The organism is Hymenobacter nivis, assembly GCF_003149515.1.
In the GTDB taxonomy this organism is placed as follows: domain Bacteria; phylum Bacteroidota; class Bacteroidia; order Cytophagales; family Hymenobacteraceae; genus Hymenobacter; species Hymenobacter nivis.
This window is the reverse complement of record NZ_CP029145.1, coordinates 153,265-173,836: the sequence shown is the minus strand read 5'-3', so window position 1 is coordinate 173,836 and position 20,572 is coordinate 153,265. Positions and strand designations below refer to the sequence as shown.

The 20,572-nt window shown below is 66.5% G+C and carries 14 protein-coding genes; 9 read left to right on the top strand and 5 right to left on the bottom strand.

The genetic code is table 11. The features are described from left to right. The first annotated feature begins 5 nt into the window (after positions 1-5). The 7 genes from DDQ68_RS00745 (at position 6) to DDQ68_RS00715 (ending at position 12,192) form a co-directional block, all read left to right on the top strand. Positions 6-704 (top strand): IS630 family transposase, encoded by a 699-nt coding sequence (locus DDQ68_RS00745; protein ID WP_109652001.1) that lies wholly within the window; start codon positions 6-8, stop codon positions 702-704. Positions 705-780: 76 nt separating this feature from the next. Next, positions 781-1,497 carry a 4'-phosphopantetheinyl transferase family protein gene (locus DDQ68_RS00740; RefSeq protein ID WP_109651998.1) on the top strand — a complete coding sequence of 239 codons (717 nt, stop codon included), beginning with the start codon at positions 781-783 and terminating at the stop codon, positions 1,495-1,497. A 106-nt stretch (positions 1,498-1,603) separates the two neighbouring features. Continuing rightward, the gene (locus DDQ68_RS00735) at positions 1,604-2,476 is read left to right on the top strand and encodes a hypothetical protein (RefSeq protein WP_162549683.1); all 873 of its coding nucleotides are present in this window, start codon (positions 1,604-1,606) and stop codon (positions 2,474-2,476) included. Between the two features lie 75 nt (positions 2,477-2,551). Next, positions 2,552-5,836: an AsmA-like C-terminal region-containing protein gene (locus tag DDQ68_RS00730; RefSeq protein WP_109651992.1), complete on the top strand. Its 3,285-nt coding sequence runs from the start codon at positions 2,552-2,554 to the stop codon at positions 5,834-5,836. Positions 5,837-6,225: 389 nt separating this feature from the next. Next, positions 6,226-7,803 (top strand): T9SS type A sorting domain-containing protein, encoded by a 1,578-nt coding sequence (locus tag DDQ68_RS00725; protein WP_162549682.1) that lies wholly within the window; start codon positions 6,226-6,228, stop codon positions 7,801-7,803. 162 nt (positions 7,804-7,965) lie between these two features. Beyond that, positions 7,966-11,355 (top strand): S41 family peptidase, encoded by a 3,390-nt coding sequence (locus tag DDQ68_RS00720; protein ID WP_211320207.1) that lies wholly within the window; start codon positions 7,966-7,968, stop codon positions 11,353-11,355. Positions 11,356-11,493: 138 nt separating this feature from the next. After that, positions 11,494-12,192 (top strand): hypothetical protein, encoded by a 699-nt coding sequence (locus tag DDQ68_RS00715; protein ID WP_109651987.1) that lies wholly within the window; start codon positions 11,494-11,496, stop codon positions 12,190-12,192. A 90-nt stretch (positions 12,193-12,282) separates the two neighbouring features. Here the strand turns inward: DDQ68_RS00715 and DDQ68_RS00710 are convergent, their stop codons facing one another. Next, the gene (locus DDQ68_RS00710; RefSeq protein ID WP_109651984.1) at positions 12,283-14,058 is read right to left on the bottom strand and encodes an AMP-dependent synthetase/ligase; all 1,776 of its coding nucleotides are present in this window, start codon (positions 14,056-14,058) and stop codon (positions 12,283-12,285) included. A gap of 783 nt (positions 14,059-14,841) precedes the next feature. Here DDQ68_RS00710 and DDQ68_RS00705 point away from each other — a divergent pair. Next, entirely contained in the window at positions 14,842-16,869 is a 2,028-nt protein-coding gene (locus DDQ68_RS00705) for a CocE/NonD family hydrolase (protein ID WP_211320206.1), read from the top strand. Between the two features lie 175 nt (positions 16,870-17,044). Here the strand turns inward: DDQ68_RS00705 and DDQ68_RS00700 are convergent, their stop codons facing one another. From DDQ68_RS00700 to DDQ68_RS00690, 3 genes are all read right to left on the bottom strand, one after another. Beyond that, positions 17,045-17,461 (bottom strand): carbohydrate-binding protein, encoded by a 417-nt coding sequence (locus DDQ68_RS00700; RefSeq protein ID WP_109651981.1) that lies wholly within the window; start codon positions 17,459-17,461, stop codon positions 17,045-17,047. After that, entirely contained in the window at positions 17,451-18,467 is a 1,017-nt protein-coding gene (locus tag DDQ68_RS00695; RefSeq protein ID WP_109651978.1) for an MGH1-like glycoside hydrolase domain-containing protein, read from the bottom strand. The genes DDQ68_RS00700 and DDQ68_RS00695 overlap by 11 nt, the downstream gene beginning before the upstream one ends. Before the next feature lie 109 nt (positions 18,468-18,576). Then, positions 18,577-18,759 carry a hypothetical protein gene (locus DDQ68_RS00690; RefSeq protein WP_109651975.1) on the bottom strand — a complete coding sequence of 61 codons (183 nt, stop codon included), beginning with the start codon at positions 18,757-18,759 and terminating at the stop codon, positions 18,577-18,579. 285 nt (positions 18,760-19,044) lie between these two features. On the opposite strand from DDQ68_RS00690, the gene DDQ68_RS00685 reads away from it, so the two are divergent. After that, complete coding sequence (locus tag DDQ68_RS00685; protein WP_162549681.1) at positions 19,045-19,278, top strand: hypothetical protein; 234 nt, start codon at positions 19,045-19,047, stop codon at positions 19,276-19,278. A 78-nt stretch (positions 19,279-19,356) separates the two neighbouring features. On the opposite strand, the gene DDQ68_RS00680 is transcribed toward DDQ68_RS00685, so the two are convergent. Further along, on the bottom strand, positions 19,357-20,208 hold the full coding sequence (locus DDQ68_RS00680) for a hypothetical protein (protein ID WP_109651970.1): 852 nt from the start codon (positions 20,206-20,208) through the stop codon (positions 19,357-19,359). Positions 20,209-20,572 lie beyond the last annotated feature (364 nt).

Sequence of the window (20,572 nt, the reverse complement as noted above, 5' to 3'; positions counted from 1 at the left end):
AAGAAATGTGGTGCATCGGCACCATCACGGGCGAATACCTGGCCAATCTGGAGGACGTGCTCGACGTCTACAGCGCCCCGGCCGTAGCGGGCGTGGTGCGCCTGTGTTTCGACGAGCGGCCCTGCCAACTGCTCGACCACGTGCTTACGCCGCTGCCGCCCAAGCCCAACGCGACCCAAAAAGAACACCAGGAGTACGTGCGAAAAGGCGTCTGCAACGTGCTATTGGCTTATAACATCGACACAGGTCAGCGCCACTTGCAGGTGACGACGACCAAAAATAAGGGCGATTACGCCCGTTTTATGGACTGGCTCGTGCAAACCCACTACCCCGAGGCGGCCAAAATCCAGCTCGTGCAAGACAATTACAGCACCCACACCTACGGGGCCTTTTACGAACACCTACCCCTCGAGACGGCCCGCTACCTGCGCCACACCCTCGAATTTCATTACACGCCCAAGCACGGCTCCTGGCTCAACATGGCGGAAATCGAATTTGCCGCCCTCTCCCGCCAGTGCCTGGCCCAGCGTATCGCCACCCAGCAACGACTCGAACAAGAGGCATTGGCCTGGCAAGCCAAGCGCAACGCCGCCGCCACCAAAGTCAATTGGTCCTTCACCACCAAAAAGGCCCGCGATAAGTTGAAAAACAGATACGCTGAATTAACCAAAAAAACTGACGAAACTAAGTTGTCAGACCACTAGTTCTTAATACTGAGAAGCTCCCACTGCCTCAAACTATGCGCCGGCAACCCACAACCCACCCCCGCAACCCCGCCATATGCCCCCTCCTTTCGTGCACCTCTGGCACGCCGACCTGGCCGCCGAGCACCCCGCCTGGGGCCCCGCCGAGGCCACCTTATCCGAAGCGGAGCGGGACCGGCAGGCGCGCTTCCGCACCGATGCGCTGCGGCAGACTTACGGGCGGGCCCACGGCTTTTTGCGGGCCGTGTTGGGGCCCTATGCCGGGCAGCAGCCGGCGGAATTGGCGCTGGTGGCGCCCGGGCCGCGCGGCAAACCGGCGCTGCCGGCCCCGGTGGCGGTGGCGGTGCAGTTCAACCTCTCGTACCGGGCCGGGCGGGCGCTGCTGGCGGTATCGAACGAATGGGCCGTGGGGGCCGACGTGGAAGCCCTGCACCCCATGACCGACGCGCTGGCCCTGGTGCAGGAGCTGTTCTCAGGCCCCGAGCAGGCTGCCCTGCGCGCCACCGCGCCGGGGGCCCCCTGGGAGGCCCTGTTCTACACCATCTGGACGCGCAAGGAGGCCTATGCCAAGGCGTTGGGCATGGGCTTGTCGCTACCGTTTGCGGAGTTTTCGGTGCTGGGGCCCGGGGCGGACAGGGCCCCGTGGCTGGCGGCGCCGGAAGGGGCGCAGCTGCTAGGCTTCGCGGCGGGGCCGGGCCACCAGGGGGCCCTGGCGGTGCTGGGGGCCCCAACCAACGTGGTGCCACGCCACTTCCATTTCCCCGACGACTTTGAAAGCTCCTATTTGATTTAACAAAAACCTTCATGCTGAGCGCAGCCGAAGCATGACCGTTTTTATTGTTTCGCTAATCTAAAATTTCTATGCTCAAAACTATTCACCCACCTTCCCACCCAACTGCGTGAAACACCCATTACTTTTTGCCATTGCCTTGGCTCTGCCCTGCGGCCAGCTGCGGGCCCAGGTCCTCGCCGCGCCGCCGCGCCCACCTGCTGCCGATACCGCCGAGTGGACGGTATCCCTCGACGCTGACCAGCGCACTTACTATCTGGGCCGCGAATACGGCGACCACGCTTTATCGCTGAGCCCGAGCATCGTGTACAGCCACCCGAGCGGATTTTACGGACAAATTCAGGGTTATTATTTTCGGCAGAGCACGCCGCCGCGCTATTCGTTTACGGACCTGGAGGTGGGCTACGCCAACGAATTTTTACCCCGCTGGACGTATTCGGCGTCGCTCGACCGGGTGTTTTTTACCGAGGCCCTGGGCAACGGCGAGCCCCGCATCAACAACGGCTTCGAGGCCAACACGGCCTACGCCTGGGGGCCCCTGGCGCTGGCCCTGGACTACAACTTCTTTTTCCAAAAGCAGCGCGCCCAAACGGTTTCGCTACTGCTCACGGGCACCCTCGAAAAAGCTAACTGGCTGGGGGCCGACGCACTACGCCTAACGCCAGGGGCGGAAGTATTCTACGGCTCGCCCCTGGCTTTGCTGCGCTACGGCGGCGCGTATGCGACCCCGGGCACGGCTACCGCGCCGGCCCCCACCCCCCGGCGGCGGCGCAGCGGCGCGGTGGCCGTGCCCGACGCCCCGGCCGCGCCCCGCCTGATGGGCTACGAGCTTACTTTGCCGCTGACCTACGCCCGCTACCCGTTTTCTTATGCCCTCACGGGCCACTACGTGGTGCCCCGGCGCACCAGCACCGACCCCACCGCCGAGGTGCTGCGCCCAGCGGCCTACGCAAGCTTTCGGGTGGACTTTACGTTCCGGTAGCGCGGCGGCCTTCGCAGGCTCATCGGTAGGCGGTGGTTCTGCGTATGGGGCCGATTGACCTCGCGCTTGTTGCTTATGAAAAAAATCTCCCTCCGTGTGTTGCTGGCCGGCTTGCTGCTCGTGCTGTTGGCAGCCGGGGGCGGGGCGTGGCTGCTAGGCAGCCGCTACGGCCGGGCGCTGATTGCGCAGCGCGTGCGCCAGCAGCTGGCCAAAAGCTCGGACCTGGTGTTGGGGCCCTTCGAGGTGGAGTTTTCGCCCTGGCGTGACTTCCCGCACCTCACTGCCTCGCTGCGCCACCTGGCCCTGACCGACACGGCCCACGGCCGCGCCGAGCTGGTGCTGCGCCTCAACCGGGCCGATGCGCGCCTGGAACTGGGGGCCCTGCTGCACGGCCGCGTACAGGTCACGCGCCTCACACTCAGCGACGGGGCCCTGCGCGAAGTGGTGGACTCGCTGGGCCGCAGCTGGGGGCTGCGTGGCAAGCGGCGGCCCGGCCCGGGCAAATCGCCGGCGCTGGATTTGGGCCTGGATTCGCTCATTATCAATAACTTCACCATCGCCACGCGCAACGCCTACACTCACAGCGCCATTGGGGCCCGGGTGCGGGTGGGGCGCCTGGCGGGCCGGCTGGCGGGCGGCGTGCTGCGCGTGCAGGGCCTGCTGGACGGGCAGCTCGAATTCCTGCAAAACCCGAGCGGCACGCTGCTGGCCCACGAGCCGGTGCGGGCCCGGGTCCGCTACCACTACACGTTCCGGGCCCGGCAGGGCAGCTTCGACGACACGCGCTTCACGCTGAACGGCGACACCGTGCGCCTCAGCGGCACCCACACCGTGGACCCGCGCACCCCCACCGGCACCCAGCTCGACCTGCGCTTTGCCGGCGACCAGCCCCTGCTGGCGGTGCTGAACACGGCCCTGCCCCCGCGCCTACGCCCCTACCTAGCGGGGGCCGTCAGCCCGAGCAAGGCGCAGGTGACCTACCGCATTCTGGGGCAGAGCGGGCCCACGATGCGGCCCCGCACGCTGCTCAGCTTTGGGCTGCGCGATGCCCGCCTGGCCTGGCCCGATTCGGCCCGCCGCATCAACCACTGGGACCTGGCCGCCACCTACGACAACGGCCCCGGCCACCGCCCCGAAACCACCACCCTCACCCTCCAGCGCTGCCGCCTCTACTCGCCCGCCGGGCAGCTTGATGTGGGCCTGGTGCTGCGCAACTTCCGACAACCCTATGTGAGCGGCCGCCTGAGCGGCCGCACCGAATTACCCGAGCTGGCCGCCTTACTCACACCGCGCGGCCTCTGGCAGGCCCGCCGCGGCACGGCCGCCCTCAACGTCACCTTTCAGGGCCTGCTGCGCCCGCCGCCCAACAGCACCCAGCTGGCGGCGTTGCAGCGCAACCTGGAGGTGCGCGGCTGGGTAGTGCTGCGCAACGCCGAGCTACTGCTGCCCGTCCGCCACGCCCGCCTCACGGCCCTGAACGTGCGCATCGGCATCGAAGACAGCCTGTGGCGGCTCAGCAACGCCTCGGGCGTGCTGGACGGGATGCGCTTCCAGGCCTCGGCCACCACGGTGCACCTGCTGGGCTACCTCACCGGGCAGACGGCCACGACCACCATCCGCGGCGATTTTGCCGTGGACGACCTGCACCTGGGGCGGCTGCGGGGGCTGCTGCGCCCCCCGGCGGGGGCCCCGGCGCGGCCCAACGCCCGCCGCCGGGCCCAGGCCCGCGCCACCCTCACCGCCACGCTGGGCACCAGCCTCATTCCGCAGGGGATGCGCTTGAGCGTGGCCCTGCACTGCCGCCGCCTGCTGCTGCCCGCTGATACGCTCTCCGACCTGTTTGTGCGGGTGTACCACGACGGCCGCCAGGTGCGGCTCCAGGGCCTGACGGGCCGTATTTACGGCGGCGAGGTGCAGGGCAACCTGGCCTGGCCCACCGACTCCACCGCCACCGACGTGGCCCCCATCAACTTCCAGCTGGCCGTACATTTCGGCACGCTGCCCTACCAGCAGCTGCTGGCCCGAATGGCCCCCGTACGCCGCCCCGCCCCGGGCAGCCCCGGGTACCGCAAGCGCGCCGCGCTGCCCGCCCTGCGCGAGCTGCTGCTGACCGCGGACGGCCAGCTCGACTGCTCCATCGACGCCGTGCGCCTGCCCGACGGCCAGTTCCTGCGCAACCTACGCCTGCGGCTAATCAAGGAAGACTCGCTGCTCGACATGCCCTACCTCACCGTGACGGTGCCCCAGGGCGGGCAGGGCCGCGCCTCGGCCTCGGCCATTGTGAACGACCTGCGCCTGACCGCCGCCGCCGCCGACGTGCGCCTGCGCTACGCCACCCTCGATGTGCAGCAGCTACTGAAGCTGCTCGCCGCCCTCAACCCGCCCGACAGCCTCGTGACGCCCGCCCGGCGCGTGGCCCGCCAGGCCGCCCGCACCCGCCGCGCCACCGGCCGCACCGCCCGGGGCCGGCCCCGCCCGGGCTCGATGCTGACCAATGGCGTGCTCGCGGCCACGCTGCACGTACAGGCCGACCAGGTGCGCTACGCCGCGGTGCGCGGCGAGCAGTTCCGGCTGGCGGCGCAATTGCGCGACGGCGCGGCCCGCATCGACACGGCGGCCCTCAACGCTTTCGGGGGCCGGGTGCGCCTGAGCGGCGTGCTGCACACCAACCGCGGCCGCGACCACCACCCGCTGCACGTGCAACTCGCCCTCGACGACATTCAGCTCTCGGAGTTTTTTACCGTGGCCCAGGCCATGCGCCTGCGCGTGCTGGGCAGCGACAACATCCGGGGCACGGTACGCCTGGCCGGCGACCTGCGCACCGACTTGAACACCAGCTTTTTGCCCAGCTTTGAACAAACCCAGGCCTACCTCCAGGCCGACATCCGCAACCTGGAGCTTATCAACGTGGAAGCCCTCACCGCGAGCCTCCGGTTCATCCGCAAGGAGCGCAGCGGCCATTTGTACTTCGAGCCCGTGCGCACCCAGCTGATGCTCGACCGTGGCGAAGTGCTTATTCCGGACCTGGTGCTGAACAGCAACCTGGCCAACCTTGCCGTGAGCGGCACCTACGCCCTCGACGGCCGCGCCAACCTCTACGTGGGGGCCAACGCCATCCAAGCCCTGCTCGGCGACAACAAGAAGCGCATCGAGCGCATCAAAAACAACCAGCCCCTGGCCCCCCGCCCTCACCCCGGCCTCACCTACGTGAACCTGCGCCGGGCCAGCGGCGAGACCAAGTACCGCGTGCGCCTGTTCAAAAAGGACGAGCAGCGCCAGCAGCAGGACCAGCTGCGCCTCCAGGCCCGCCAGTTCCTCGTCACCCAGCGCCTCGATTCCACTCTGCGCCTGCTGCCGTAAAGTAGGCCCCCCGGGGCCCTAACGGCCGGGGCTTTTTGCAGAAGTTGGCGCTTCCCTGCGGTTCCCTGGCCGGCGCTCTCCGGGGCGTGCCCGGTGCCGGACGGCTAGTTAGTAGCAGGTTTGTAAATCCTTGACTAAGTACTCACGCGTAAGTAAGCGTATTGAATTGAACGTCATGCTGAGCGCAGTCGAAGCATCTCTATCTCGTAAGTAAATAATTACTATTGCGATAGAGATGCTTCGACTGCGCTCAGCATGACCGCCTTTTTTGCTACGGTTACTTTTGCGCGACTACTTAATAACCAACAGCTGCCGCTATATTTACTATTGGCCGGCCATTTAAGAGGCAAATGCGGCGGCGCAACCCTTTTCTTACTACCCGTTCCGCCATGCCAGCCGCCAAAATACTTGCCTGGGTTTTGCTGCTGCTCCTGGGCAGCTCGCGGGCCTGGGCCCAGCACGAAGCCGACAACTGGTATTTCAACGAAAGGGCCGGGTTTACTTTCCGCGCCGGGGCCCCGCAGGTACTGCTCGACGGCCAGATGACGGCGTTTGACGCCAGCACGGTGCTCTCCGACCCGGCCACCGGGCAGCTGCGGCTGTACTCCGACGGCGGGCGGGTATGGGGCCGCGACCACCGCGTGATGCCCAACGGCAGCGGCTTGTGGGGGTCGCTGTTTCCCGATGCGCCCACCCCGTCCCCTTCCTACGCCACCCAGGGGGCCCTGCTGGTGCCCGTGCCGGGCGACGCGGCGGGCTACTACTTGTTCACGCTGCGGGCGGGCAAAGGCATACCCCCCAGCACTGTGCCAGCGGCTACCTACGCCAGCTCGCTCGCTTATTCGCAGGTAGATATGCGGCGCAACAACGGGCTGGGCGACGTGGTGCCGGAAACCAAAAACCGCCGCCTGGCCACCGGGCTCACCGAAAAGCTGACGGCCGTGCGCCACGCCAACGGCCGCGACTACTGGGTGCTGTGCCACGAATGGCTGAGCAACGCCTTTGTGGTGTACCCCGTCACGGCCGCGGGGGTGGGGCCGGCCGCGCGCTACGCGGTGGGCCCCGTGGAGCCGGCCGATACCATAGCGAAAAGCTTTAGCTACTTCCAGGACCAAGTAAGCGGGGCGATGCAGGCCGCACCCAACGGCCGCAAGCTGGCCTTCGGCCACGTCACCAGCTCGGGTACCCGTCCGCCCCTGGGGCTGTTTGATTTTGACCCCGCCACCGGGGCCGTGTCCAACTACTTGAGCCTGGGGCCCTTGATGGACGCCAACAGCCCCTGCTTCTCCCCCGATAATACTAAGCTCTACGTGCCGGACTTCCGCCGGACACCAAACGGCCCGGGCCGTAACGTCATCACCCAGTTTGATTTGCAGGCCGGCGATGGGGCCGCCATTGCGGCGTCGGGCCAGAGCATCGTGGCGGGTAATCCGGCCACCAACATCAGTTCCACGGTACTGGACGAATTCGTTTACCTACTGCAAAACGGCCCCGACGGGCGCATGTACGGGGCCAGCGGCTACCAGGGCCCCGGCGCGCTGCCCGGCGACGCCGCCAACGTGTTTTACGTCATCAACCGGCCCAACGCCCGGGGCTTTGCCTGCGACGTGCGCGCCCAGCGCTTCGATTTCGTCGGGCGCGACGGCACGGGGGGCCTGCCCAATTTCATGCAGCACTACTTCAATGGCCGGGAGCCCGCGCCGGCAGATACGGCCTGCGACCCGGCGCAAGCCACCGTGTTTCCCAACCCGGCCACCGCAACTTTCCGGGTGCGGCAGCCCGGCCCGTGCGCCCTGCCCTACGCGCTGGCGGTGTACGACGCGGTGGGGCGCAAAGTGCTCGGCCAAACGGTGGCCGACCCCGCCCGCGAAGCGCCGGTGGAAGTGGCCGGCCTGGCCGCGGGTGTGTACGTGGTCGAGCTGCGCTTCGCCCAGCGCACCGTGGTAAAAAAGCTGGTGAAACTGTAGCGCCCGCAGGCGGCAGAGAACCTGTAACAGCCCGGCACTGACTTTTTTAGGGGATTATTTGCACTCGCGGCGCTTTTAGGGTTGATATTCGGCCCATTAAAATCCCCCAGCGCCGTGCCCGGCGCTGTGCCAGCTGCCCGTACCAACCTCACGCCATTTCCCTTGAAAGCACTTTTCCTCCCGTTCCTGCTAGCCCTGCCGCCGCTAGGGGCCCCGGCCGCCCCGGCGCCCGCGCCCGTGCCCTACTTCTCCGAGCCGGCGGTTTCGCCCGACCGCCAGGAGCTGGCCTTTGTGTCGGGCGGTGATATTTGGACAGTGCCGGTAGCCGGCGGCGAGGCCCGGCTGCTGGTAGCCCACCCCGCCACCGAGAGCCGCCCGCTGTACTCGCCCGATGGCCGTTCGGTGGCCTTTGTGAGCACGCGCACCGGCAACGGCGACGTATATGTGCTGGCCCTGGAAACCGGGGAGCTGCGCCGCCTCACGTTTGACGATGCGCCCGACCAGCTCGATAACTGGTCGGCCGACGGCAAGTGGCTGTACTACAGCTCCACCAGCCACGACATTGCGGGCATGAACGACCTGTACCGGCTGCCCGCCGCCGGGGGCACGCCCACGCCCGTGAGCGCCGACCGCTACGTGAACGAGTTTTACGCCGCGCCCAGCCCCGACGGGCGCCGCGTGGCCTTTGCGGCGCGCGGCATTGCGGCCAGCCAGTGGTGGCGCCATGGCCACAGCCACCTGGACGAGTCCGAAATCTGGCTGCGGCGCGAGGGCCCCGGGGCCCCCACCTACGAGGCCCTGACGCCCGGCGGCGCCAAGCAGCTCTGGCCGATGTGGGGCGCGGGCGGCCAGCAACTCTACTACGTATCGGACCGCAACGGGCCCGAAAACATCTGGGTGCTGAACCCCGCCGGGGGCCCCGCCGCGGCCCGAACCGTCACCAACTTTACCGACGGGCGGGTGCTGTGGCCCAGTATTTCCTATGATGGAAAGCTCATCGCCTTCGAGCGCAACTTCCAGCTCTGGACCCTCGACCCCACCACCGGCCAGGCCCGCGCCGTGCCCGTGCGGCGGCGCGGGGCCCCGGCCGGCCCGGCCACCGAGCGCCTGCGCTTCACCGACCGCTGGCAGGAACTGGCACTCTCGCCCGACGGCACCAAGGTGGCCTTCGTGGCGCATGGCGAAGTATTTGCCGCGTCGGCCGCTGATGGCGGCGAGGCCACCCGCCTCTCGGCCACGCCCACGGCCGAATCCGACGTGGTGTGGGCTCCCAACAGCCGCCGCGTGGTGTACGCCTCAGAGCGCGACGGGCCAGCTCATTTCTACAGCTACGACTTCGGCACCGACAAGGAAACGCGCCTCACCAACGCCGCCCGCGCCGATGCGTTTCCCTGCTTTTCGCCCGATGGCAAGCAGCTGGCCTTTGAGCGCGACGCCCGCGAGCTGCGGGTGCTGGACCTGGCTACCGGGCAGGAGCGCCTGGTGGCCACCGGCCAGTTTGGGCGGCCCCCGCTGAGCGCCGAACGGCCCTTGGTTTGGGCCCCCGACGGCAAGTGGCTGGCGTTTATGAGCGGCGGCACGCGCAGCTTCACCAACGTATCGGTGGTGCCGGCGGCGGGCGGCAAGGCGCAGGCAGTGAGCTTCTTGGGCAACGGCAACAGCAACTCCCTCTCGTGGAGCCCCGACGGCAAGTACCTGCTCTTCGACACCGGCCAGCGCACGGAAGATGCCCAGCTGGCCCGCGTGGACTTGCAGCCGCGCACCCCGCGCTTCCGCGAAGACCAGTTCCGCGACCTGTTTCGGGAGCAGCCCGCCCCCAGCCCCGGCCTACCCGGCCGCAACACCGACCCGGTGATAAAGCCCGCTAGCCCCAAGCGCCCGGCCACGCTGCCGGGCGTCGATTCGGCCGGCGCGAAGGGCGGCGCGGGGGCCCTGGCCGGCGGCCGCAGCGGCCGGGCGGGGGCCCCGGTCAGCATCGTATTTGCCGACATTCGGCGGCGGCTAAGCCTGCTGCCGGTGGGCGTGAACGTAGGCAGCCACACCATCAGCCCCGACGGCAAGTGGCTGCTGCTCACGGCTTCGGCCGCCGGGCAGTCGAACCTGTACGTTTTCCCACTCGATGAATTAAGCAAGGAGCCCGCCGTGGTGCGCCAGCTCACCTCTACCACCGGCGCCAAGCGCGACGCCCAGTTTGCGCCCAACAGCAAGGAAATCTACTACCTCGACCAGGGCGTCATCAAAGTGGTGCCCCTGGAAGCCGCCAAGGGCCCCGCGCCCCGCACCGTGGCCGTGACGGCGGAGATGGACGTGGACTTCGAGCAGGAGAAAATGGCCGTGTTCGACGAGGCCTGGACGCGCCTGCGCGACTTCTTCAACGACTCGACCTTCGACGGCGTAGACTGGGCTGCCCAGCGCGCCCAATTCGCGCCGCTGGTGGCCGGAGCCCGCACGCCCGAAGAGGCCCGCCGCCTGACCAACCTGATGATTGGCGAGCTAAACGCCTCGCACTCGGGCATGAACCCCGCGCCGGCCACTGGCGGGGCCGTGCCGCCCGCCACCGGCCGCCTCGGCCTGCGCTTCGACGCCGCCGAGTACGAGCAGAGCGGCCGCCTGCGCATCGTAGCGGTGCTGCCGCTGGGCGCCGGGGCCCTGGCCGGCCTGCGCCCCGGCGACGAGCTGCTGGCCGTGGACGGCCAGGCCATTGGCCCGCGCACCAACCTCGACGAGCTGCTGCAATACAAAGTAGGCCGCCGCGTAACCCTGCGCGTGCGCAGCGCCACCGCCGCCACTGCGGCCGATTTGCAGCCTGCTGCCGTTACTAAAAGCAAGAAAAACCGCCGCGCCGCGCCCGCCGGGGCCCCCGCCACCACCCGCGACGTGGTGGTGCGCCCGCTGAGCCGCGACACCGAAAAGGCCCTCGACTACCGCCAGTGGGTGGAGGAGCGCCGCGCCTACGTGGCCAAGGCCAGCGGCGGCCGCCTGGGCTACGTGCACATGTTCGACATGTCGGCCGGGGCCCTGGCGCAGCTGTACCTGGACCTCGACACCGAGAACCTGGGCCGCGACGGCGTGGTGGTGGACGTGCGCAACAACAACGGCGGCTTTGTGAACGTGTACGCCATCGACGTGCTCGCGCGCCGCAGCTACCTCACCATGAGCAGCCGCAGCCGGCCGCAACCCGTGCTGGCCCGCGGGGCCCTGGGCCAGCGCGCCCTGGAGATGCCCACGGTGCTCGTCACCAACCAGCACTCGCTCTCCGACGCGGAGGATTTCAGCGAGGGCTACCGGGCGGGGCAGCTGGGCAAAATCGTGGGCGAGCCCACCGGCGGCTGGATCATCTTCACCTCCAACGTTTCGCTGCTCGACGGCTCCAGTCTGCGCCTGCCCAGCAGCACCATCCGGGCCGTGCGCGACGGCAAAGTCATGGAAATGAACCCGCGCCCCGTCGACGTGCCCGTGAGCAATCCCGTGGGCGCCAGCTACCAAAACCAGGACGCTCAGCTCGATACTGCCGTGCGCGAGCTGCTCGGCCAGCTACCCGCCAAGCGTTAGAACGTTGTGTAGCTTGGACTCTGCGAGTCCAAGCTACAAGGCTGGGGGCCCCGGGGGAAAAAGGCCATGGGGTTTCGGTTGTTGCCAGGTATTTGCCGTAAACAAGTTCAGCTTATTGGCTCCTTATTTCTTTTTACGATGCAAAATTTCACCGTCGAACGCCTTTCCTTCCAGCACCTCGCCGAGCTGCCCACCGCCTGGGACAACGCCGATTACAAGGCCCTGCTGGCCAAAATGGACTACGACAACCCCGACGAAATCGCCGCCGCCGAGCTCAAGGCCATGTGCCAGATGTCCATCACCGACCTGGAGCCCGCCGATGCCGCCAAGCTCGTGCTGGAGTACCTGTTTGCCGACGAGTTGACGGAAGGCCAGATTGACCAGCTCGCCCATCAGCTCCAAACCGAGAAGCTGTGGGAGGAAAACCCGCGCCTGGAGCTGCACGAAGGCTTTTTCAACGCCACCCAACTGCTCTACGAAGCCTACAACGGCAAATTTCCCCGTCCGCAGGCAGTAGAGTTCAAGGTGAAAGTGACCGCCGCCGACGGCGCCGACCTGGCCGTGTTTGACGAAAGCCCGGCCGCCCCGCTGCTGCGCCTGCTGGCCCCCGGCCTGTCCGATAGCGCCCTGCTGCACCGCCTCTTCGGCGACCAGCTGGCCGGCACCACCTTCGCCGAAGCCCCGTCCATACTCTGGCAAATCGCGCCCAGCGAAAAAACCGCTACCAGCGTCGTGTTCGACGTCATCGCCTCCGATTACTGGCTCGAAGATTTCAAGTACGCTGACACCTATGAGGCCCCCACGCACGCCGATGAGGCCGTGGCCGAAGCCGAGTAAGTAGCTCCGGCAAAGCGCGTAAAGAAGGGCCCCCGCCCCGTACAAGCTACGGAGTGGGGGCCCTCTTTTTGCGCGCTTTGGGCCGGCCGGCTAGCGGTACAGGCCGGCGATTACGGGCTCGTTGGCCCGGGTAATAACTTTGCGCTTTAGCTTCAAAGTGGGGGTTAGCTCGCCGCTTTCTACGGTCCATGGCGTGGGCAGGAGGGCAATTTTCTTCACCTGCTCCCACTGGGCAAACTGGACGTTGCAGGCCTGCACCAGCTCGTGGAAAAGGCGCTGCACAGGCTCCTGGATCACTAATTCATCTACGGACAAGCCAGCCAGGAGACCCTGGCTTTGGGCCCAGTCCAGCAGCGCGGCGGCGTTGGGCACCAGCAGGGCCCCGGCGAATTTCTGGCCGTCGCCCACCACCATAACCTGCTCGATGAGCGGGGCTTCCAGCAGCTGCGCCTCGATGCGCTGCGGGGCCACGTACTTGCCGCCGGAGGTTTTGAACATCTCCTTTTTACGGTCGGTAATCTTCAAAAACCGCCCGTTCACGAACTCGCCGATGTCGCCGGTGCGCAGCCAGCCGTCGGCGTCCAGGGCCTCGGCGGTGAGGTCGGGGCGGTTATAGTAGCCCAGCATCACGGAGGGCGAGCGGGTGAGGATTTCGCCATCGGGCGCGATTTTTACCTCCACGCCGGTCAGCACGGGGCCCACCGTGCCGGGCATGTTATTGGCGCTATCGTAGCGGCAGGCGCTAATGACGGGCGAGGTTTCGGTGAGGCCGTAGCCTTCCATCACGTGGATGCCCGCCGCCCAGAACACCCGGGCCAGGCGCGGTTGCAGGGCCCCGCCGCCCACGATGATGCACTTCACGTGCCCGCCCAGCGCCGCCTGCCACTTGGCAAACACCAGCCGCCGGGCCACGGCTAGCTGGGCGTTGTACCAGGGCCCCAGGCTGCGTTGCGGATCGAAGCGCAGGCCCAGGTTCACGGCCCAGTCGAAGAGCCGCTTTTTGGCCCCGCCGAGCTGCGCGCCCTGCGCCGTAATCTTTTCGTACACTTTTTCGAGCAGGCGGGGTACGGCCACGAACGTGACGGGCTGCACCTCACGCAGGTTGTCGCCCACCGCGCCGATGCTTTCGGCGAAGTGGATGCCCAGGCCCAGCTGCATGAACAGGTAGGTGCCCGTGCGCTCCAGCACGTGGGCCAGGGGCAGCACGCTCAGCACCCGCTCGCCGGGGCCCGCGGGGATGAAATCGTACATGGCGCGGCAGTTGCTGAGCACGTTGTCGTGGCTGAGCATTACGCCCTTGGGCCGGCCGGTGGTGCCGGAGGTGTAGATGAGCGTGAGCAGATCGGTGGGTTGCACGGCGGCTTTCAGCGGGGCCAGCGCCTCGGGCGCTACGCCGCGGCCCAGCGCCTGCAATTCGGCGAAGGGCCGTGCGCCCGGCACCGGCTCGAAGGTGAAGACGTGGGCGGCGGACAGGCCCATATCTTCGCTGGCGGCCAGCACGTTGTGGTACAGCTCGGCGTCGGCCACAAACACGACCCGTACCGCCGCGTCCTGCAAAATGAAGCGGTAGTCCTCGGCCGTCACGGTCGGGTAGATGGGCACCGACACGGCCCCGAGCTGGGCGATGCCGAAGTCGGCCAGTAGCCATTCCGGGCAGCTTGGGGCCACGATGGCCACCTTGTCGCCCCGGCCCACGCCCAGCGCGTGCAGGCCCCGGCTCACCAGATCAACCGCCTCCATGACCTCCTGCGTACTGCTGGGGGCCCATTGCCCCGCGCGCTTGGCGACCAGGCAGCGTGGCTGCGGAAATTGGGCGAGCTGGTACGCCAGGATATCAAACGTGCGGGTGACGCCGGGAAAAGGCATGAGGACGGGAAAAGTGGAGCGGTTTGCGGAGAAGCGGTTGGCCTCCCCTGCCCACTATACGGTACTTGGGGTTTCGCTGGCAATATAGGGCGCGGCGGAACGGAAAATTGGTGATGATCCAAAACGGGGTGATCCGGCGACTTTTTCCGTCGTCGGGCCACTCTGGTAATGCTCCGGAGCCGCTGTTTTTCAAGTAAGAGTGGCCCGACGAAGCCCTCCAGGCAATTCGCCGGGCCACCCCGTTTTAGATCATCGCCGGAAAACCCCGCTAAGAAGCTGTTGGAATTAGTTAAAAAGCATTATTAGGAGGTCATGCTCATCTGGCGTACGCGCAGCCGAAACATCTCTATCGCGGCAGTAATCTTGATTATACTCGTCACGAAGTAGGGTGCGGGGCTTGTCCCCGCCCGTCGTTGAACGAAAGCCGACCGAACGGTTCAAGGACGGGCGGGGACAAGCCCCGCACCCTACTTCGTTTTCGCATTCCACTTCGTGAACAGTGTATAGCTCAGCGATAGAGATGCTCCGGCTGCGCGTACGCCAGATGAGCATGACCGCTTTATTAACTCAAACAGCTTCTACGCCCCGGCCGCGGCCTGCCCGTAGCCAAGCAACAGCACCACCACGCCAATGGCGAGGTACACGAGGAAGCGTTTGAGGTTGGCGGCGGGCTTTTTATGATCACACATACCGGCCCAACACGCGCGGCGGCGCGGGCGTTTCATGGGCCGCACAGCCACCGGGACCGTACTTGGGGGCCCGTTCGTTTTTTCCCTGTTTCCCATGACTCGTTTTGCCCTTGCGGCGCTGTTGCTGGCCGCCGCGGCTGGCCCGGCCGCCGCCCAAACGCCGGTGCCTACGCCCGCCCCCGGCCCGGCCCCCATGCTGCCCACCCGCGCCCAGGATTCGTCCTTCGTGCGCCAGCACTACCGCAAGCTCGACCGCCAGGTGCCGATGCGCGATGGCACCAATCTTTACACCGTGCTGTACGTACCGCTCGACGCCGCGCCCGGCCGCCGCTACCCGTTTCTGATGACGCGCACGCCCTACTCGGCGGGGCCCTACGGCGAGGAGAATTACCGGCTGCGGGGCCCCGGCCCCAGCCGCGAGCTGTCCGAGGAGCAGTACATTTTTGTGTACCAGGACGTTCGGGGCCGCTACCAGAGCGAGGGGCAGTTTGAGGAGATGACGCCTGCCCTGCCCACCGCTGCCTCCGACAAGGCCCGCCGCCGGGGCCCCAAGGGCCAGCCCACGCCCCACGACGAGAGCACCGACACCTACGACACCATCGAGTGGCTGCTGAAAAACGTGCCGAACAACAACGGCCGCGTGGGCATCATGGGCATTTCATACCCCGGCTTTTACGCCACGGCCAGCCTGCCCACGGCCCATCCGGCCCTCAAGGCCGTATCGCCCCAGGCCCCGGTCACGGACGAGTTTATGGGCGACGACGCCCGGCACAACGGGGCGTTTTTCCTGCTGGATAACTTCGACTTCACCAACTATTTTGACGTGCCGCGGCCCCAGCCAGTGCCCACGTACGAGGCGCTGTTCAAGGCCCAGCCGGCCGACGCCTACCAGTTTTTCCTGAACCTGGGGCCCCTGGCAAACGCCAACGGCCCGCAATACTTCAACGGCCGCGCCCGCATCTGGAACGAGTACTTACAGCACGATACCTACGATGCCTACTGGCAGGCGCGCAACATCCGCCCGCACCTGACGGGCGTGCGGCCCGCCGTGCTGGTGGTGGGCGGCTGGTTCGACGCCGAGGATCTGTTCGGGGCCCTGCACACCTACAAGGCCATCGAGCAGCAAAACCCCGGCGCCACCAACCACCTCGTGATGGGCCCCTGGACCCACGGCGCCTGGAGCCGGCCCGACTGGACCACCTTCGGGCCCCTGAACTTCGGCCAGAACACCGCCCAATATTACCGCCAAACGCTGGAAACGCCGTTTTTCAACCACTACCTGAAAGACAAGGGCACCTTCAACCCCGCCGAGGCCACCGTGTTCAACACCGGCACCAACGCCTGGCAAACCTACCCGACCTGGCCGCCCAAAGCCGCCGCGGGCCGCAGCATGTTTCTTCAGCAGCACGGCGTTTTGGCCACAGCGAAAGAAGCTGAAACGATGAATGCCTTATTGGGTGCTGAATCGAATCTGCTCATTTCCAGGGCCCCGGATTTTATTAAAACTCCTCATTTTGACGAATACCTCAGCGACCCAGCCCACCCCGTGCCCTACACCGCCGGCGTGGCTGCGGAACGCAACAGCGAGTACATGATTGAAGACCAGCGCTTCGCCGCCCAAAGACCCGACGTGCTGGTGTTCCAAACCGAGCCGCTGGCGGAGGACCTGACTGTGGCGGGGCCCCTGGGCGCGGACCTGTGGGTGAGCACCTCGGGCACCGACGCCGACTTCGTGGTGAAGCTCATCGACGTGCTGCCCGCCGACGCGCCCGCCCCCCAGCCCAACCCCGACGAGCTGCTGATGGGCGGCTACCAGCGCCTGGTGCGCGCCGAGGTGATGCGCGGCCGCTTCCGCCAGAGCTTCGAGCACCCCACTGCCTTCGTGCCCAACCAGCCCACCGAGGTAAAATACGAGCTGCCCGACGTGCTCCACACCTTCAAAAAAGGCCACCGCCTGATGGTGCAGGTGCAAAGCACCTGGTTCCCGCTCGTGGACCGCAACCCGCAGCAATTCCTCAACATCTCCACCGCCAAAGCGGCTGATTTCCAGAAGGCCACCATCCGACTCTACCACGACACCGCGCACCCCTCAGGGCTGACGCTGCCGGTGGTGGGGCCCTAGTACGGTTTCAGAGTCAATGGCTGTTGTAGGGGCGGGGCTTGCCCCCGCCCGAACGTCTGCGCCCAGCCCCCGATTCCGGGCAGCGAAAGGCGGGGGCAAGCCCCGCCCCTACCTCGTTCAAACGGTACGCCGACCCTAAACTGCCCTAAATTATCATTTGCCGCCGCCTTACTTACTACACGCGCAGGTAGTCGAGCATGGCCTGGTTCACGGCGATGTTCATGTTGGTGTTGGCGGGTTCCAGGGCCAGGCGCAGGGTGTTCTTGCCTTTTTCGAGGCGCACCATGGTGGGGTTCGTCAAGCCCGAGTTCGACCACTCGCCGGTGCCGCGCCGGGGCAATACCACGGTGCCGAGCAGGGCCCCCGCGCTGCTGCGCAGCGTGCGGATGGCGCACTTGTTTTCGGTGTTAATGGGACCATTGCCGTTGGCGTAGCGGAAATTGAGGGCGTAGAGGCCGGCCTCGGGCACGCCGAACGGCACCGTAGGCGTACGTTCCACCACCGTTTTGGCCCGCGCCGCATCGGCCACGCCGAAGTACACACTCAGGGCCTCGCCCAGCGCCTCGGCCCGCGGCGATACGCTACCGAACACGCAGCCCGTAGCGGTACTGGCCGTAGTAGCCGTAGTAGCCGACCTTTTCGAGCCACCGGTACTGGTTCACGCCGTGGCGGATTTGGTTGGCCAGGCGCTCGTGGGCGGCGGCCACCTCGGGGTGGCCGAGCTGGCGGGCCATGGCGGCCAACACCACGTTGGCCTGGCAGTGCACGGCGTTGGTGCTCAGGTTCTCACTCTGGTAAATGTCGGCTGGCTGCATCCAGCGCGGGTAGGTTTGCTCGCGCCAGTCCAGAAACGACGACTCGCCGCGCACCAGGCCGGTTCCGGGGTTGTAGGCGTTCTGCACGTCGTCGGCAACCGACTGCTGCACAATGGGGCACACCTTGCGCAGCCAGGCCTCATCGCCGGTCACCTTGTAGACTTCCCAGGCGGCCACGGCCCAAATCAGGCGGTCCGTCGAGCACGGGTAGGCTCCGCCGGTGCCCGTCTCCTGGATGATGCGGCCCTGGGGAGACACCTTGCGGAGCAGGCTTTTCATGGCCAAGCGGGGCTGCAACGTGGCCTGCGCCAGAATGATGGAGTAGCTGATGTCGCGCGTCCACACGCCCGCCCACTCCTTACCGGTGCGGAAAGTGCTGTCGGGCTCCACTGCGCGGCGGGCCTCCCCCAGGGCCAGGTTGTAGAGGGCATCGGCCAGCTGGTAGTCGGAGGAATACTGCGGGAAATCGTCCGTTTTAAGGATCTGGCACCACTCCTGGGCCGTAGTTTTAGCGGCCTCGGGCGCGTTCATTACCAGCGTGGTTTCGTAAATGCCGTCGCTGTTGGGGTCGTGCAATTCCAGCTCCGGCTTGTTCACCAGGTTGTCAAAACCCCAGCTCAGCGGGGCCACGTCGCCGGCCACCAGCACGTGCTTCAGGTCCTGCTTATAAATCTTTTCGCCCTTGAAATTGGTGTAAAACCCGTCCTTCTGAAACGCCGCCAGCACGGGCCGCAGGTCGAGCCGAATCTTCACCGGCGCGCCCGGGGCCAGCGGGGGCCCCATCGGGCACCGCGGCGGCCTCGGGCCCCGGCTGGCCGAATACGATGAGCGGCGTTTCCGGGGCCCCCGCGCCCGCCGCGCCGGGGACCCGCAGCGCCACAAAGCTGTAGTTTTAGCTGGCGGGCAACTCGTTGTCCTTGCCGTTGAGGCTGAACTTGAAGGCGATGCGCGGGCTAAGGGCCCGGGCGGGGCTGTGGTAGTTGGAGGCCAGGGCGGTAGCCGAGGCGGCCGTGGCCCGGCAGGGGCCCTGCACCACGGCGTCGCGCAGCACGGTATAGGCGTCGGATTGCCACACCGCGGCGGATGTGGGGGCCGGCGCGGGGCCGGCGGCAGTCAGGGTTTTTTGCGTTTAGCAGGCCATCACCAACAAGTTGCCGGCCACAGCGGCCGGGAGCACCAGTTATTTCATGGCTGCAAAGAAAACCCAGACTGCTACGCCCGGGCCCAGGGGCCCAGTTTGGCACGGTATTTTAGCAATAGAGCTTCAAAAGACAATATTCCTTCCCACCGTGTAGTTAAGGGGGCGGGCCCAATGTTGGCCTTAACGCGCTGCTTTACCCTCATCCTAACTATCCGCTCCATGCCTCGTTTTCTGCTGCTGCTGTTTTGCGCGTCGTGCGCCTGGTTAGCCACCCCCAATGCGTCGGCCGCGCCCCTGCGCCACCGCTACCCCACGCCCGGCAACCACCGCCCGGTGTACACCTACTACCGCGGCGGGGGCAGCCCCCACCGCAAATTCAGCCTGTTTGGCCACAAATCAGGCACCCACAAGGTGAAGCCCCACCGCCCCAGCCGCCACCGCGGCACACGGTAGGGCCCCGGCCATCGACTTATCTTCCAACAAAAGATCCCCGCCGGTTGGCGGGGATTTTTTTATTGGAAGACCGGCCGTTTAGCGCAGCGTAATCATCTTCGTCCAAGCCCCTACCGTCACGCTGGCGGAGTTGTCGCAGGCCTGCGTGCCACTGGGGTCGTAGTCGAGCACAAGAGTGCTGCCCTTGTCGTTGGCCAGCGTCACGGTACCGGCCACATAGTATTTGTAGCAGTCACCGCGCTTGATGAGCGGCTTGGTAATGGTAGCCGTATAGCTGACGCCCTTGCGGTTGATGCCCGCCGCCTGGCCACTCACGCTGTACACACCGCCGGCTACCTGGGGCGTGCCGTAGCCGGCGGTGCGGGTGTAGGTGCACTGGGCCGTCCAGGTGCAGGTACCGCCGTTGTTGGCGTAAATGATGCCGCCGTTGGCCACGTCCACCGAAAACGAGCCGTTGCCGAGGTCGGCGAAGGTGCGGATGGCCGTGTGCTGGCTGTCGTTCACGAAGTAGTTCTCGCAGGTGACGACGGCCCCCGCGTGGCGCGTGGGGTTGGCCCCGGTGAAGCGCACCACAACCTGGCCGCGGCGGTAGCGGCCGTCGGGGCACTGGCAGTTGATAGGCCCAAAATCGATGGTGAGCGTGCGGGTGGCAGCCACGTAGGTGCGGGTGCCGCAGGTGCCGTACACCCGCGCCAGCTCGGCAGCGCCGGCCACGGCAGGCGAACCGTTCTGGGTCTCGTCCTGGGGCGCGGCGGCCATCAGAATGTCGCTACTCAGGGCCGTTTCGCTTTCAGTAGTGCTGTTGTCCTCAGCGGTGGTCACGTCCTGGTCAGGCATTACGGCGTTGGTCTGACGCTTGCAGCCCGCGGCCAGCAGCAGGCCGCTAGCCAGGCCGGCCAGCGCAAAGGAACGAGCAGAAATAAGGTACATGGGCAAAAGAATAAAGGGTCAGGCACAGGATAATCCAGCGGTTGGAGGCCCTTGGCAAGTACGAGTTTAACCCCATCAACAAAAGATTCTATCGCCTCTAAACCCTTCTATTGTAAGCGATTTAAGTGCAGCTTTCAGGTCCGTATACCGCCCGGGCCAACGGCTTTTTCAGCTGGCCGGCCAATTGACCAGCTGCCGGTTGTTCTCCCTGATGACAAGCAGTCGGCCGGCTGAAAAAGCCAGCGGACCGGCAGTGGCCAAGCGGTACGCGGATCTGAAAAACGCGTTAGGCACAACACAGTACCACGTCGTTTTCGCGCAGGCCCAGCGCCTACGCCAAGCGCCCGGGGCCCCACCCGCCGGG